We start from the raw sequence: 15,316 nt of genomic DNA on the forward strand, positions 1-15,316 counted from the left end.
CAAATTTACTCTTTGCCATGATTTAGAATTCCTTGTATATTTTGACCGCACATTCCATACCTGAATTTATTTTCTGCTACTCATTACCGCTTCAGCCACATTCCTTGGCGCCTCGGTATAGTGCTTAAATTCCATGGTATAGGTTGCCCTGCCCTGGGTAGCAGAACGCAATGCGGTAGAATAGCCGAACATCTCAGCCAGCGGCACTTCCGCCTTCACGATCTTCCCTCCACCGGGCATATCCTCCATGCCCTGAACCATTCCTCGACGGGACGAAAGATCACCCATTACAGTTCCGGTATAATCTTCCGGCGTTTCCACCTCTACCGACATCATTGGCTCCAAAAGAACTGGATTCGCTTTACGCATTCCATCCTTAAACGCCATTGATGCTGCCATTTTGAAGGCATTTTCGTTTGAATCCACATCATGATATGAACCATCAAACAAAGTAACCTTGACATCAACAACCGGGAAGCCAGCCAGAACCCCGTTAGGAAGCGTGTCTTCCAGACCCTTTTGCACGGCAGGGATAAATTCACGCGGAACAGTTCCGCCCTTTATCGCGTCTATAAATTCAAAACCACCGCCCGCCTCATTCGGCTCCATTTTCAGCCACACATGACCATACTGACCACGACCGCCAGATTGCTTTACAAATTTACCTTCCACCTCCACTGGCTTCCGGATCGCTTCGCGATATGCCACCTGTGGCGCCCCGACATTTGCCTCCACGCCAAACTCTCGTTTCATCCGTTCAACCAGAACCTCAAGGTGCAACTCTCCCATACCGGAAATAATCGTCTGCCCCGACTCCATGTCAGTTTGCACCCGGAATGAAGGATCTTCCTTCGCGAGCCGATTTAGAGCCATCCCCATCTTTTCCTGATCTGCCTTGGTTTTGGGTTCCACCGCGATATGAATTACAGGCTCCGGAAACACCATCCGCTCTAGCGTAATCGAATGCGCAGGATCGCATAAGGTATCGCCTGTTGTTGCCTCTTTTAACCCGACTGCCGCTGCGATATCACCTGCATGCACCTCTTTGATTTCCTCACGCTCATTTGCATGCATCAGAAGAATCCGACCGATACGCTCTTTTTTTCCTTTGATTGGATTCAGGATCGTATCCCCTGCCTTCATCTGGCCCGAATATACCCGGAAGAATATCAACTGACCCACAAAAGGATCGGCCATAATCTTGAACGCCAATGCAGAAAAAGGCTCATCATCATCGGCCTTGCGCACATCAGATTCACCACTGTCCGTTTCGCCGCGAACCGCAGGAATGTCTGTAGGCGCAGGCAGATAGTCCACAACCGCATCAAGCATGGCCTGGACCCCTTTATTTTTAAAGGCTGACCCACACAGCATCGGTACGATTTCACTGGCAATGGTTCGCATGCGCAGGCATTGCCGTATCTCGGATTCCGATAGATCCCCCTCCTCGAGATACTTGTTCATCATATCTTCGTTTGCTTCTGCGGCGCTTTCCACCATCTTTTCTCGCCAATTCTGCGCTTCCGACAGCATATTTTCCGGGATATCACGCAACTCAAACTTCATGCCCTGCGATGCATCATCCCAGTAGATTGCTTTCATTCGAACAAGATCTACCACCCCTTCGAATTTTTCCTCTGCACCAATAGGCAATTGAATCGGCACTACGTTGGCACGCAACCGTGTACGCATTTGCTCGTAAACTTTCAGAAAGTTCGCTCCAGAACGATCCATTTTGTTTACAAACGCAAGACGCGGAACATGATATTTATTGGCTTGGCGCCATACCGTTTCAGATTGAGGCTGCACCCCTCCCACAGCACAATAAACCATGCAGGCACCATCCAGAACTCTCATTGAACGCTCCACCTCAATCGTGAAGTCAACGTGACCTGGAGTATCTATGATATTGATTCGATGTTCCGGTTTGCTTGAATCCATCCCTTTCCAGTAGCAAGTTGTTGCAGCCGAGGTAATGGTAATACCCCGTTCCTGCTCCTGCTCCATCCAGTCCATGGTTGCAGCGCCGTCGTGAACCTCGCCAAGCTTATGCGATACACCCGTGTAAAATAATACGCGCTCCGTGGTCGTCGTTTTTCCGGCGTCTATATGTGCGCTGATTCCGATATTTCTATATCGTTCGATTGATGTTTTGCGTGCCACTGTAGTTACCCAAAATTTATATTACTTTCACAAACAGCGAAAAAATTTCTAAAAACGGAAATGAGAAAATGCCTTGTTCGCTTCCGCCATGCGATGAACCTCTTCGCGCTTTTTAACTGCACCACCACGGCTTTCCGATGCATCCAGCAACTCCCCAGCCAAGCGCATACCCATAGATTTCTCACCCCGTTTGCGGGCAAAATCCTTGAGCCAGCGCATTGCCAAAGCCATGCGGCGCGAGGGCCTGACTTCAACTGGAACCTGATAGTTCGCACCCCCTACACGACGACTTTTTACCTCAACCTGGGGCTTGACATTTGCCAGCGCAAGGTTAAAAACCTCAATTGGATCTTTTCCACTTTTCTTTTCAACTTGTTGCAGCGCGCCATACAGGATGCGCTCAGCGACAGATTTTTTTCCAGCCGTCATCAAGACATTAACGAACTTGGAAAGATCTTGGTTGCCATATTTAGGATCCGGCAGAACTTCTCGCTTGGGAACTTCTCTACGTCTGGGCATAGCTAAAACCTCATATTATCTGGGTAATTTAAAAACTGGTAATTTATAAGCTGCAGGCTTGATCTCGAATCAAGCTTTCTTTGGGCGCTTGGCTCCATACTTCGACCGGGACTGCTTGCGATCTTTAACCCCAGCGGTATCCAGACTGCCTCGAACCATGTGATAACGAACCCCAGGTAAATCCTTTACGCGACCACCCCGTATAAGCACAACAGAGTGTTCCTGCAAATTATGACCCTCACCGCCAATGTATGAAATTACCTCAAATCCATTTGTCAGACGAACCTTGGCCACCTTACGCAAGGCAGAGTTTGGCTTCTTTGGTGTAGTTGTATACACCCGGGTACAAACCCCGCGTTTTTGTGGACTGCCACCCAAGGCAGGTACTTTACTTTTCAAAGGCTCAGCAGCACGTGGCTTGCGCACTAGTTGGTTGATGGTTGGCATTGTGTTAATTATCCTAAGAAGTCTGATGTATCAATAATATAAATATCCGCATCTGTAACCTGGCATCCGGGCGCACGGCCAGACAAAATGACCGCGCATTCTATGTAGGATTTCCCCGTATGTCAAGCAAACTGATTATCCTGCCTTGCTTCTATTTGCTCTGCGTCACCCGGCATTGACGGCACATAGCTCATTCGTTGCCGTTTTCGTGCATTATGATAAGCCAAGCCGGTACCCGCCGGAATCAGTCGACCCACGATGACATTTTCCTTCAGTCCTCGCAGTTCATCACTCTTGCCCATGATCGCTGCCTCAGTTAACACGCGTGTAGTTTCCTGGAAGGATGCTGCAGAAATAAACGAATCGGTGGACAATGAAGCCTTGGTAATCCCCAACAAGATATATTCATAGGTTGCCGGCTGCTTTCCTTCTTTCCCGACACGCTCGTTTTCTTGTAGCACTTCTGCGCGTTCCACCTGCTCTTTTGGTATGAACCTGGTATCACCCGCATCCACAATCTGCACTCTGCGTAGCATTTGTCGTACGATTACTTCAATATGTCTATCATTTATTTTTACACCCTGCAAACGATATACATCCTGAACTTCATCCGCAATATAACGTGCCAAGGCTGCCACTCCAAGCAGACGAAGGATGTCATGCGGGTCGCGCGGGCCATCAACTATCATCTCCCCTTTGGTCACCATCTGCCCATCGTGCACGAGCACATGCTTATCCTTGGCAATCAAAAACTCATGAGGTACGCCATCCAAATCCGTAATTACCAGGCGTTGCTTCCCTTTTGTGTCCTTGCCAAACGAGGCTGTCCCAGTGACCTCCGCCAGCATCCCTGCATTTTTAGGTGAGCGCGCCTCAAAAAGCTCCGCCACTCGCGGAAGACCCCCGGTAATATCCCGTGTCTTGCTGCTTTCCTGCGGTATACGTGCCAGCACATCCCCTACGCCAACGTTCTGCCCGTCCTCCACAGTAATAATACAACCCGTCTGGAAAGTAACAGAAATTGGTAAATCGGTGCCTGCAATCTTGATCTCGTTTCCGTCTTCATCAAGCAAACGTACCAATGGTCGTAAAACACCCTTGCCCTGGGTACCTGCAAGCTTTGGATCCACCACCAATGTAGACAAACCCGTTACTTCATCAATCTCTCTGGTTACAGTCACGCCTTCTTTTACATTCTCGAAACGGACACGACCAGCGTATTCTGTAACAATAGGACGGGTGTGCGGATCCCATGAAGCCAAAATTTCACCTGCACGAACGGGATTCCCTTCCGCTACAGTCAATATCGCACCGTATGGTACCTTGTGACGCTCGCGTTCACGCCCATGATCATCCGCAATAATAACCTCGCCACTACGCGCCACAACCACCAGTTCACCTTTAGTATTGCTGACAGTGCGCATGTTTGCGCTGTATCTCACATAACCATTGGACTTGCCTTCCACTTGGCTGGCCACCACTGTACGAGATGCAGCACCTCCAATATGGAACGTGCGCATAGTTAACTGGGTTCCTGGTTCGCCAATAGACTGGGCAGCAATAACACCCACCGCTTCACCAACAGTCACAGGACCTCCTCTACCCAAATCGCGGCCGTAGCATCTGGCACACAAACCATAACGGGTTTCGCATGTCAGCGGGGTTCTCACGTGAACCTCATCCACTCCCAGTGATTCGATCTTCTCTACCATGTCTTCATCGAGGAGTGTGCCTGCCTCGTATAAAGTTTCGCTGGTTATCGGGTTGACAATATCCTTGCTAGTCACACGACCTAGTATGCGTTCTCGTAAAGCTTCAATTACCTCACCGCCTTCAACCAACGCTTTTAATGCAGCACCGTTTACAGTCCCGCAATCTTCCTCAGCCACTACCAAATCCTGAGTTACATCTACCAGACGACGCGTAAGGTAACCCGAATTAGCAGTTTTTAACGCAGTATCGGCCAAACCTTTTCTGGCTCCATGGGTAGAAATAAAATATTGCAGCATATTCAACCCCTCACGGAAATTTGCGGTAATCGGGGTTTCTATGATGGATCCATCTGGTTTCGCCATCAGTCCACGCATTCCGGCCAATTGTCGGATCTGAGCAGCAGAACCACGGGCACCCGAATCTGCCATCATATAGATGGAGTTGAATGACTCCTGCATGACTGCTTTACCATTCTTATCAAGAAGCTGGTTTCCACTAACACGGTCAACCACAGGTTCACTACCCAGCTGATCCATCATCGCTTTCGCAACCAGATCACCAGTACGCCCCCAAATATCCACAACCTTGTTGTAACGTTCACCTTGAGTTACCAATCCTGAAGTGTATTGCACATCAATTTCTCGCACCTCTTTCCCGGCTGTATCGATTAACTCATCTTTTTGCGGCGGAACCAGCATGTCATCCAGGCAAATTGAAATGCCCGCCCGAGTTGCAAAGGTAAAGCCCATCGTCATCAATCTATCCGCCATAATTACAGTATTATGCAGGCCGCAGCGACTGAAACTCGTATTGATCAAACGGGATATTTCCTTTTTCTTTAATGCTTTGTTGATCAAACTAAATGGCAAACCGGGCGGCAACAGACTGGAGAGGATCGCGCGCCCCACCGTTGTCTCATATCGTGTATGTTTTTTCTGTAGCTGATTATTCTCATCCAGGCATTCTTCTTCGATACGAGCCACTACTCTGGCATGAAGATCAACGCTACCTGATTCATAAGCGCGCATCACCTCTGACACATCTGCAAACAACATGCCTTCACCCGTTACCCCGATCTTTTCCCGCGTCATGTAATACAACCCGAGTACTATATCCTGCGATGGGACGATGATCGGCTCACCATTGGCAGCGGATAACACATTATTGGATGCAAGCATTAACGTCCGGCACTCCATTTGCGCTTCAAGTGAAAGTGGTACATGGACTGCCATCTGGTCACCGTCGAAGTCAGCATTAAAAGCCGTACAAACCAACGGATGCAGCTGGATTGCCTTACCCTCAATCAAGATTGGCTCAAAAGCCTGGATTCCCAGTCGGTGCAGAGTAGGTGCTCGGTTGAGCAAAACAGGGTGTTCCCTGATTACATCTTCCAAGATATCCCAAACCACCGGCTCCTCTGCTTCTACCATTTTTTTACCCGCCTTAATGGTAGTAGCCAGCCCGAGAACTTCCAGTTTATGGAAAATGAACGGCTTGAATAATTCAAGCGCCATTTTTTTTGGCAAACCACATTGATGCAATTTTAGCTGTGGTCCTACCACAATCACTGAACGACCCGAATAATCTACCCGCTTCCCTAACAAATTTTGACGGAATCGGCCTCCTTTACCTTTAATCATATCGGCAAGAGATTTCAGCGGTCGCTTATTCGCTCCGGTCATCGCCTTCCCGCGACGTCCATTATCCAGCAATGAGTCAATCGCTTCCTGCAACATTCTTTTTTCATTGCGAACAATGATTTCCGGGGCCTTCAATTCCAAAAGGCGCTTTAACCGGTTATTCCGATTGATTACACGCCGATATAGATCGTTCAGATCAGAGGTTGCAAAGCGCCCTCCGTCCAATGGCACCAAAGGACGGAGTTCTGGAGGAAGTACGGGCAATACTTGCATTATCATCCACTCTGGCTTAATGCCAGAAGCCAAAAATGCCTCAAGTATCTTTAGCCGTTTTGCATATTTTTTAATTTTGGTTTCAGAAGTGGTTGAATCAAGCTCGGCGCGCAATTTTTCCACCTCAGATGGCACATCCAACGCATGCAATAATGCTCGTATGCCCTCTGCTCCCATTACTGCTGAAAATTCGTCCCCATACTCTTCCAGTCTGGTTAAATAATCATCTTCAGAGAGTAGCTGACCACGCTCAAGCATAGACATCCCGGGATCTGTCACCACATAGGCTTCAAAATACAACACGCGCTCAATATCGCGCAGTGTCATATCCAACACCATCCCCAGCCGCGAGGGCAAGGATTTCAGAAACCATATATGCGCTACCGGGCTGGCCAACTCGATATGACCCATTCTTTCACGTCGTACCTTGGACAACGTAACTTCGACACCACATTTTTCGCAAATCACCCCGCGATGCTTTAGGCGCTTATATTTACCGCACAAGCATTCATAATCCTTGGTCGGGCCAAAAATCTTGGCGCAGAACAAACCATCACGCTCAGGTTTAAAAGTTCGATAGTTGATCGTTTCCGGCTTCTTCACTTCGCCATATGACCAAGAACGAATTTTCTCCGGGGAAGCCAAACCGATCTTAATCGCGTCAAACTCCTCCCTTTGCGTTACTTGCCTGAACAAATCCAGCAATGCTTTCATATGTAACTCCTAAATATTCGGCAGGTATATTGGGTGCATACAGCAAACCCATTACGAGTGATGCGCATTGCGCAGTACCCCCTACTCTCTATGGCGAACAAGATCGATATCAATACCCAATGAACGGATTTCCTTGGTCAGCACATTAAACGACTCCGGCATACTGGCATCTATCTTGTGATCACCTTTAACAATGCTTTCATAAATTTTAGTACGTCCGGAAACATCGTCTGATTTCACAGTAAGCATCTCCTGAAGTGTATAAGCCGCACCATACGCCTCTAAAGCCCAGACCTCCATTTCCCCGAAACGCTGGCCACCAAACTGCGCCTTGCCGCCTAATGGTTGCTGGGTAACTAAACTGTACGGCCCCGTGGAACGGGCATGCATCTTGTCATCCACCAAGTGATTTAATTTCAAGACATGCATAAATCCGACTGTAACTGGTCGATCAAATGCAGTTCCAGTGCGCCCATCATAAAGAGTTATCTGCCCGGAACGCGGCAAACCAGCTAAATCTAACATATCCCTTATTTCGTGTTCAGTTGCACCATCAAAGACCGGGGTAGCAAACGGAACACCACCGCTCAGATTTCGACATAACTCAAGCACCTCTTCATCATTGAACAAAGCAACTTCCGCAGCCTGATCATTCAAATATATCTTGCCAAGGAATGCTCGTAACTTTTCAACTTCAACTTGATCCTCCAACATTTTCTGTATCTTGTGTCCCAAGCCTTTGGCTGCCCATCCAAGATGAGTTTCCAGTATCTGCCCCACATTCATGCGTGAAGGAACGCCCAGCGGATTCAGCACAATGTCGACAGGAGTTCCATCTGCCATGCATGGCATATCTTCAACAGGTACAATTCGCGAAACTACCCCTTTATTTCCATGACGTCCTGCCATTTTATCCCCGGGCTGTAAACGGCGTTTCACCGCCACATACACCTTGACCATTTTTTGCACGCCAACCTGAAGCTCGTCTCCCTGCGTCAGGTTACGCTTCTTCAATTCAAATGCGGCATCAAATTCCAAGCGCTTCTGGGCCAGACTGTCTTTTACCTGTTCCAACTGTATAGCTGCATCTTCATCGCTCAGACGGATATCAAACCACTGGTGACGCTCAATGCTAGTTAAATAATCATTCGCCAACTTGGTACCCTTAGCCAATCTCTTCGGCCCGCCATTCGCGACCTTTCCTATTAGCATCTTGCCCAGTCTGGTGAAAACATCTTCCTCGACAATACGCATCTGGTCGGCCAAGTCCTTCTTGTAGCGCTTTAATTCATCATCAATAATTTGCTGCGCCCGCTGATCACGCTGCAACCCCTCCCGGGTGAACACCTGCACATCTATCACGGTCCCGGAAATTCCAGCCGGCACACGCAAGCTGGTATCCTTGACATCGGATGCCTTCTCCCCAAAAATGGCACGCAACAGTTTTTCTTCCGGGGTCAGCTGCGTTTCTCCCTTGGGTGTAACCTTACCCACTAACACGTCACCCACCCCAACTTCAGCACCAATATGTACGATGCCACACTCATCCAAACGAGCCATTTGCCCTTCGGACAAATTCGGTATATCACGAGTAATTTCTTCAGAACCAAGCTTGGTATCCCGAGCCACTACAGTAAGTTCCTCAATATGAATAGAGGTAAAACGATCCTCTGCCACCACCCGTTCGGAAATCAGTATCGAATCCTCATAGTTGTAGCCATTCCACGGCATGAATGCCACCAGCATATTTTGCCCTAGCGCCAGTTCGCCCATATCAGTGGACGCACCATCGGCAATTACATCTCCCTTTGTAATCCAATCCCCCATTCTGACCAAAGGACGTTGATTGATGTTTGTATTCTGATTCGAACGGGTATATTTGGTAAGATTGTAAATGTCGACACCAACTTCATCGTGTGAAGTTTCATCATCATTTACGCGCACCACAATACGCCCTGCATCAACATAATCAATCCGCCCTCCTCGCGTTGCCTGAACTGTCGTACCCGAATCGACTGCTACAGTACGTTCAACTCCAGTCCCAACCAGCGCTTTTTCTGCTCGCAGACAAGGCACAGCCTGACGCTGCATATTGGCCCCCATCAAAGCCCGGTTTGCATCATCGTGTTCCAAAAAGGGAATCAAGGCCGCTGCCACCGACACCACCTGGGCTGGTGCCACATCCATGTATTCAATATCTTCCGGAGAAGCAAGCACAAACTCATTGTGCTGACGGGATGAAATCACGTCGCTGGTAAATTTTCCTTTACTGTCCAGCTCGGCGTTTGCTTGAGCAATCGTAAACTTGCCTTCCTCGATCGCGGACAAATATTTCACTTCATCTGTCGCCTTACCTTTGTTTACATGACGGTACGGTGTTTCAATGAATCCATAATTATTAATACGCGAATAAAGCGCCAGTGAGTTGATCAAACCAATATTTGGCCCTTCAGGTGTTTCAATAGGACACAACCGACCATAATGTGTCGGGTGAACATCACGCACCTCAAAACCTGCGCGTTCACGGGTCAAGCCGCCAGGACCCAGTGCCGAAATACGCCGCTTGTGCGTCACCTCGGACAAGGGATTAGTTTGATCCATAAATTGCGATAGTTGACTCGACCCGAAAAACTCCTTGATCGCCGCAGATATTGGCTTAGCGTTAATCAAATCATGAGGCATCAGGTTGTCTGTTTCTGCCTGGCCCAAACGTTCCTTCACCGCACGTTCCACACGTGCCAACCCGGTACGGAACTGATTTTCTGCCAGTTCTCCAACCGCACGTACCCGTCTGTTACCAAGATGATCTATATCATCAATTTCTCCGCGGCCATTGCGCAAATCAACCATAATCCTGATTACTGCGACAATATCCTCTCGGGACAGAGTTAGCTGTCCTGTCAATTCATCTAAACCAATACGACGGTTGAATTTCATACGGCCTACAGTGGATAAATTGTAGCGCTCCTCAGAAAAAAACAATCCGTTAAAAAGACTTTCCACTGCCTCTTCAGTGGGCGGTTCTCCGGGTCGGATCATGCGATAAATTGCAACTCGTGCTGACCATTGATCAACGGTTTCGTCAATACGCAGGGTCTGGGAAATATACCCTCCCTGATCCAGGTTATTAGTGTACAGGGTGCGGATTTTTTTCTCTCCAGCCGCCTGCAACTTTGCCAGCAGAGTTTCTGTTATTTCATCATTGGCATTAGCGATTATCTCCCCGGTCTCCCGATCTATTACATTTTGCGCCAACACACGTTCGTATAAAAAGTCTTCTCCAACCGCCAACTTATCAATCCCAGCCTCGTGCATCTGGCGTATATGACGCACGGTAATACGCTTGCCACTAGCGACAATGACTGCTCCATTCTTATCCAGAATATCGAATCGTGCCACATCTCCTCTGAGTCGTTCAGGCACCACCTCAAACTGAATGCCTTTTTTACCCAGATGGAACGTGTCAAATTCAAAAAATGTCTCAAGAATCTGTTCTGGTGTATAACCTAACGACTTCAATAAGATCGTAACCGGCATTTTGCGACGACGATCAATACGGAAATAAACATAATCCTTGGCATCGAACTCAAAATCCAACCAGGATCCACGATATGGGATGATCCGTGCAGAAAATAGCAATTTCCCAGAACTATGCGTTTTACCACGGTCATGCTCAAAAAACACACCCGGCGAACGGTGCAATTGAGATACGATTACACGTTCGGTACCATTGATAATGAAGGAGCCAGTATCGGTCATGAGGGGGATTTCACCCATGTATACTTCTTGCTCTTTCACCTCTTTGATGACTGTAGGCTTAGAAACATCTTTGTCAAACAGTGTGAGGCGGACACGAGCGCGTATCGGAGAGGCATAAGTAAGACCACGCTGCTGGCATTCTTTCACATCAAACGGCGGAATTCCCAGGTTATATCCAACAAAATCAAGGCGGGCATATTTATTATGGCTCTCGATTGGGAATATCGATTGAAATGCAGCCTGCAAACCATCATTGATGCGCTGTTCAGGCGAAACATTTGCCTGAAGAAATGCACTATACGACTCCAATTGCGTGGAAAGCAAAAAAGGTATCGGCAATGCACCGATACGCTTCGCAAAACTTTTACGAATACGTTTTTTTTCAGTAAAAGAATAACTCATGATATCTCCACGACCGAGGAAAAAAATAAGGAACAGGAAACGTATTATTGTTTACTGTCCATTATCTTTTTAAAACGGCAAAAGGCTGGCGGGTTACCGTCAGCCTTTTGCCATATATTGAATTTACTTGATTTCTGCAGTTGCACCAGCCTCAATCAATTGCTTCGCAATTGAATCTGCATCCGCTTTGCTAATACCTTCTTTGACTGTCTTGGGGGCACCATCTACTAAATCTTTCGCCTCTTTCAAGCCAAGACCAGTAATCGCACGCACCACTTTAATTACGTTCACCTTGCTAGCACCAGCTGAACTTAAAACAACAGTAAATTCTGTTTGCTCAGCTGCAGCTGGCGATGCAGCCGCAGTTGGCGCAGCAACCGCAACAGCCGCTGCCGATACACCGAATTTCTCTTCCATTTCTTTAATCAGCGCAGACAGCTCCAACACAGTCATTTGCGCAATTGCTTCTAAAATATCATCCTTGCTTACAGCCATGTTGCTCTCCTAAATATTTAATTCGAAAGTTTGACAGGAATCTCAAGCGGCAGCCGTTTCGGCTTCCTTCTTATCGCGGATAGCAGCCAGACCTCGTACAAATGTGCTGGTTGCAGCATTCATAGTTGCCATCAAGCGCGCAATCAATTCATTCCTACTTGGAATTGCAGCCAACTCAGCTACCTGTTCAGCAGACATCAACGATCCAGCCATTGCTCCGGCCTTAATTGCCAGCTTACCGTTTGTCTTGGCAAATTCATGCACAACTTTTGCTGCTGCAACTGGATCAGCGCTGATGCTATACACCAGTGGCCCGACCATTTTCTCAGCCAAGGCTTCGAATGGAGTCCCATTAACAGCCCGTCGTGCCAGTGTATTTTTCAATACACGAAAATACACGCCTGAATTACGCGCATTTGCACGCAACTTGGTCATGTCACTTACCGCAATGCCGCGATACTCAGCCAAAACTATCGTCTGAGCCTGCATCACCTGCGCATTGACTTCAGCTACTATGTCTTGCTTTTCTTGCAGATTTAGACCCAAATCCATCTCCCTCTATTAATTGAGACACCGAGCAAAGCCCAGTGCGCTTCGCGTTAATAATTGCGTCCTTAAGCCAGAGGAATACTATATACTTCCAACTTGAGGGCACACCATCTACGTAGGTGCCAGATAACAGATCGCCGGCATCAAGCTTGCCATTGGCGATGCATCTTCGATTAAATCCTCAGGATGCCTACGGTCTTTGATAATCTGCCAATAAGTCAGCAGCTCAAAGCTGTTAAGCGTTGCAATCAACTGATTGCAACGCAAGAATCAAACTTGTATGACTTTCCACAAAAACTCACTCCGCCTAACCTGACAGACTTGTTTGATCAATTCTGATACCCACACCCATAGTACTGGATACGGACATCTTTTTTAGATACACTCCTTTTGCAGCTGCCGGCCTCGCTTTATTCAAGGCATCCACCAGCGCCAGCAGATTCTCACCCAGCGCTTCGGAATCAAAAGATGCGCGCCCAATTGTGCATTGTATCACGCCATTTTTATCTGTTCGGTATTGCACCTGCCCAGCTTTTGCATTTTTTACAGCACCTGCCACATCAACGGTTACCGTTCCAACCTTCGGATTTGGCATAAGCCCTCTCGGCCCCAGGATCTGACCCAACTGCCCTACAATCCTCATTGCATCGGGTGAGGCGATCACCACATCAAAATCCATATTTCCGCCCTTGATACTTTCCGCCAAGTCTTCAAAACCCACCACATCAGCGCCGGCTGACCTAGCCTCTTCAGCCTTGCCTCCCTGTGCAAACACGGCTATGCGTACCGTCTTTCCAGTTCCCCTAGGCAATACTACAGCCCCACGCACTAGCTGATCAGATTTTCGAGCGTCAATTCCAAGATTAATTGCAATATCAATTGACTCATCGAACTTGGCTTTCGCTGTTTCTTTTGCCAAATTCAATGCTTCCTTCATGGAATATTGTTTGCTACGATCAACTTTTGCAACCAGAGATTTATAACGCTTAGAAACATGAGTCATTTTAAATACCCTCCACCACAATTCCCATGCTACGAGCGCTTCCGGCAATCGTACGCACCGCTGCATCCATATCAGTCGCCGTTAAATCTGGCATCTTAGTTGTTGCAATATCTTCCGCCTGCTTGCGGGTAAGTTTCCCCACTTTCTCTGAATGTGGCTTTGCACTACCCTTCTGCAAACCCGCCGCCTTCTTGATCAGAATTGTCGCGGGTGGAGTTTTCATAATGAAAGTGAAGCTCTTGTCCGCGTATGCCGTAATGACCACCGGTATCGGCAATCCAGGCTCCATATTCTGAGTCTGCGCATTAAATGCCTTGCAGAACTCCATGATGTTTAGACCACGCTGACCCAGAGCTGGCCCAATTGGAGGACTAGGGTTTGCCTTGCCGGCAGGAACCTGTAATTTTATCAACCCTATAATTTTCTTTGCCATTTTCTCTCCTTAGTGGGTTTTAGCGAATGCAACTGCATTCTCCCCTGTTATTATGCAACCACAGCCAAATTAACACTGAGCCCGCAAGGGGCTCTTTCTAAAACATCAAATTAAGATTTCTCGACCTGACCAAAATCAAGCTCAACCGGCGTGGACCTACCAAAAATAGTTACCGCCACCCGCAGCTTGTTTTTATCATAATTGACATTCTCCACTACACCATGAAAATCCGTGAATGGGCCTTCCTTGACACGCACCGCCTCTCCGATCTCAAACAATACCTTAGGCCTTGGCTTTTCCACACCGGACTGCATCTGATGGATTATATTTTGCACCTCTTGCTCACTGATTGGAGTCGGCTTCATTGCCGAACCACCTAAAAATCCAGTAACTTTTGGAGTGTTTTTTACAAGATGCCAGCTTTCGTCTGTCATTTCCATCTCAACGAGCACATACCCAGGGAAAAATTTGCGCTCGCTTATACTTTTCTGGCCCGACTTCAACTCCATTACCTCTTCCACCGGCACCAGAATCCGGCCGAACTGCCCTTCCAATCCTGCTCGCTGAATGCGCTCTGGCAATATCCGCTGCACATATTTTTCAAACTGGGAATACGTATGAACCACGTACCAACGCTTGGTCATCATTCACGCCCCATTAATTTATCAACCATCCATAACAAGCTCGCATCGACTGCCCACAGAAATAGTGCCATTACAACTGCGAACAAGAGCACCACCCCAGTAGTCTGCACAGTCTCTTTCCTGGATGGCCACACCACCCGCTTGGCTTCCGCAACCGCCCCTTTGCCGAACAAAAACAGACGCTTTCCAGGTTCAGTCGTCCAAACAACTGAAGCAGCCAAAAGAAACCCTGCCAATATTACAACCAGTTTTACTACCGCAGAACTATCGCGCAAAGCATAAAACCCTGCGATGCCCGCTGTAACAAGCATGAACGCAACAACCAATTTAATTTTATCTGCCATGCGCAGCCTGTCCGACTTTCCTGATGATTTAACTGGCAGGCCAGGAGGGTTTCGAACCCCCAACCCTCGGTTTTGGAGACCGATACTCTACCAATTGAGCTACTGGCCTAATTTTTAAATAAAACACAACCTTTAAAATCTCAAAAAAAGATCAAGAAATCCGCCAACCCAGAAATACCCACTGCTTTGGCTCGATTACTCAATAATTTTAGCCACGA

General features: G+C 47.8%; 11 protein-coding genes and 1 tRNA gene. All 12 read right to left on the bottom strand.

Features of this window, described 5'->3' with window-relative positions; translation table 11 throughout:
- Positions 1-66 precede the first annotated feature (66 nt).
- The gene (gene fusA / locus KJA68_RS05510) at positions 67-2,163 is read right to left on the bottom strand and encodes an elongation factor G (protein ID WP_213035937.1); all 2,097 of its coding nucleotides are present in this window, start codon (positions 2,161-2,163) and stop codon (positions 67-69) included.
- Between the two features lie 48 nt (positions 2,164-2,211).
- Positions 2,212-2,682, bottom strand: coding sequence for a 30S ribosomal protein S7 (rpsG, locus tag KJA68_RS05515; RefSeq protein ID WP_213035938.1), 471 nt, complete (start codon positions 2,680-2,682; stop codon positions 2,212-2,214).
- 69 nt (positions 2,683-2,751) lie between these two features.
- Positions 2,752-3,129 (bottom strand): 30S ribosomal protein S12, encoded by a 378-nt coding sequence (rpsL, locus tag KJA68_RS05520; RefSeq protein WP_213035939.1) that lies wholly within the window; start codon positions 3,127-3,129, stop codon positions 2,752-2,754.
- Positions 3,130-3,251: 122 nt separating this feature from the next.
- A complete protein-coding gene (gene rpoC, locus KJA68_RS05525) occupies positions 3,252-7,469 on the bottom strand; it encodes a DNA-directed RNA polymerase subunit beta' (protein WP_213035940.1) in 4,218 nt (1,405 codons plus the stop codon).
- An 81-nt stretch (positions 7,470-7,550) separates the two neighbouring features.
- Positions 7,551-11,630 (bottom strand): DNA-directed RNA polymerase subunit beta, encoded by a 4,080-nt coding sequence (rpoB, locus tag KJA68_RS05530; RefSeq protein ID WP_213035941.1) that lies wholly within the window; start codon positions 11,628-11,630, stop codon positions 7,551-7,553.
- A gap of 123 nt (positions 11,631-11,753) precedes the next feature.
- The gene (rplL, locus tag KJA68_RS05535; protein WP_213035942.1) at positions 11,754-12,125 is read right to left on the bottom strand and encodes a 50S ribosomal protein L7/L12; all 372 of its coding nucleotides are present in this window, start codon (positions 12,123-12,125) and stop codon (positions 11,754-11,756) included.
- 42 nt (positions 12,126-12,167) lie between these two features.
- A complete protein-coding gene (rplJ, locus tag KJA68_RS05540) occupies positions 12,168-12,671 on the bottom strand; it encodes a 50S ribosomal protein L10 (protein ID WP_213035943.1) in 504 nt (167 codons plus the stop codon).
- A 310-nt stretch (positions 12,672-12,981) separates the two neighbouring features.
- Entirely contained in the window at positions 12,982-13,677 is a 696-nt protein-coding gene (gene rplA, locus KJA68_RS05545; RefSeq protein WP_213035944.1) for a 50S ribosomal protein L1, read from the bottom strand.
- A gap of 1 nt (position 13,678) precedes the next feature.
- Positions 13,679-14,110 (bottom strand): 50S ribosomal protein L11, encoded by a 432-nt coding sequence (gene rplK, locus KJA68_RS05550; protein WP_213035945.1) that lies wholly within the window; start codon positions 14,108-14,110, stop codon positions 13,679-13,681.
- A gap of 110 nt (positions 14,111-14,220) precedes the next feature.
- The gene (nusG, locus tag KJA68_RS05555; RefSeq protein WP_213035947.1) at positions 14,221-14,754 is read right to left on the bottom strand and encodes a transcription termination/antitermination protein NusG; all 534 of its coding nucleotides are present in this window, start codon (positions 14,752-14,754) and stop codon (positions 14,221-14,223) included.
- Positions 14,754-15,098: a preprotein translocase subunit SecE gene (gene secE, locus KJA68_RS05560; protein WP_213035946.1), complete on the bottom strand. Its 345-nt coding sequence runs from the start codon at positions 15,096-15,098 to the stop codon at positions 14,754-14,756. The genes nusG and secE overlap by 1 nt, the downstream gene beginning before the upstream one ends.
- Positions 15,099-15,131: 33 nt before the next feature.
- Positions 15,132-15,207: transfer RNA gene (locus tag KJA68_RS05565), tRNA-Trp, on the bottom strand.
- Positions 15,208-15,316: the final 109 nt, after the last annotated feature.

The organism is Candidatus Nitrotoga fabula, from assembly GCF_905221025.1.
GTDB classification, from domain to species: domain Bacteria; phylum Pseudomonadota; class Gammaproteobacteria; order Burkholderiales; family Gallionellaceae; genus Nitrotoga; species Nitrotoga fabula.

Bases quoted from the DNA above. Each gene is read 5' to 3' on its own strand.
- rplA (WP_213035944.1), bottom strand. From the start codon at position 13,677: ATGACTCATGTTTCTAAGCGTTATAAATCTCTGGTTGCAAAAGTTGAT.
- nusG (WP_213035947.1), bottom strand. From the start codon at position 14,754: ATGACCAAGCGTTGGTACGTGGTTCATACGTATTCCCAGTTTGAAAAA.
- rplL (WP_213035942.1), bottom strand. From the start codon at position 12,125: ATGGCTGTAAGCAAGGATGATATTTTAGAAGCAATTGCGCAAATGACT.
- rpsL (WP_213035939.1), bottom strand. From the start codon at position 3,129: ATGCCAACCATCAACCAACTAGTGCGCAAGCCACGTGCTGCTGAGCCT.
- rpsG (WP_213035938.1), bottom strand. From the start codon at position 2,682: ATGCCCAGACGTAGAGAAGTTCCCAAGCGAGAAGTTCTGCCGGATCCT.
- rpoC (WP_213035940.1), bottom strand. From the start codon at position 7,469: ATGAAAGCATTGCTGGATTTGTTCAGGCAAGTAACGCAAAGGGAGGAG.
- rplK (WP_213035945.1), bottom strand. From the start codon at position 14,110: ATGGCAAAGAAAATTATAGGGTTGATAAAATTACAGGTTCCTGCCGGC.
- secE (WP_213035946.1), bottom strand. From the start codon at position 15,098: ATGGCAGATAAAATTAAATTGGTTGTTGCGTTCATGCTTGTTACAGCG.
- rpoB (WP_213035941.1), bottom strand. From the start codon at position 11,630: ATGAGTTATTCTTTTACTGAAAAAAAACGTATTCGTAAAAGTTTTGCG.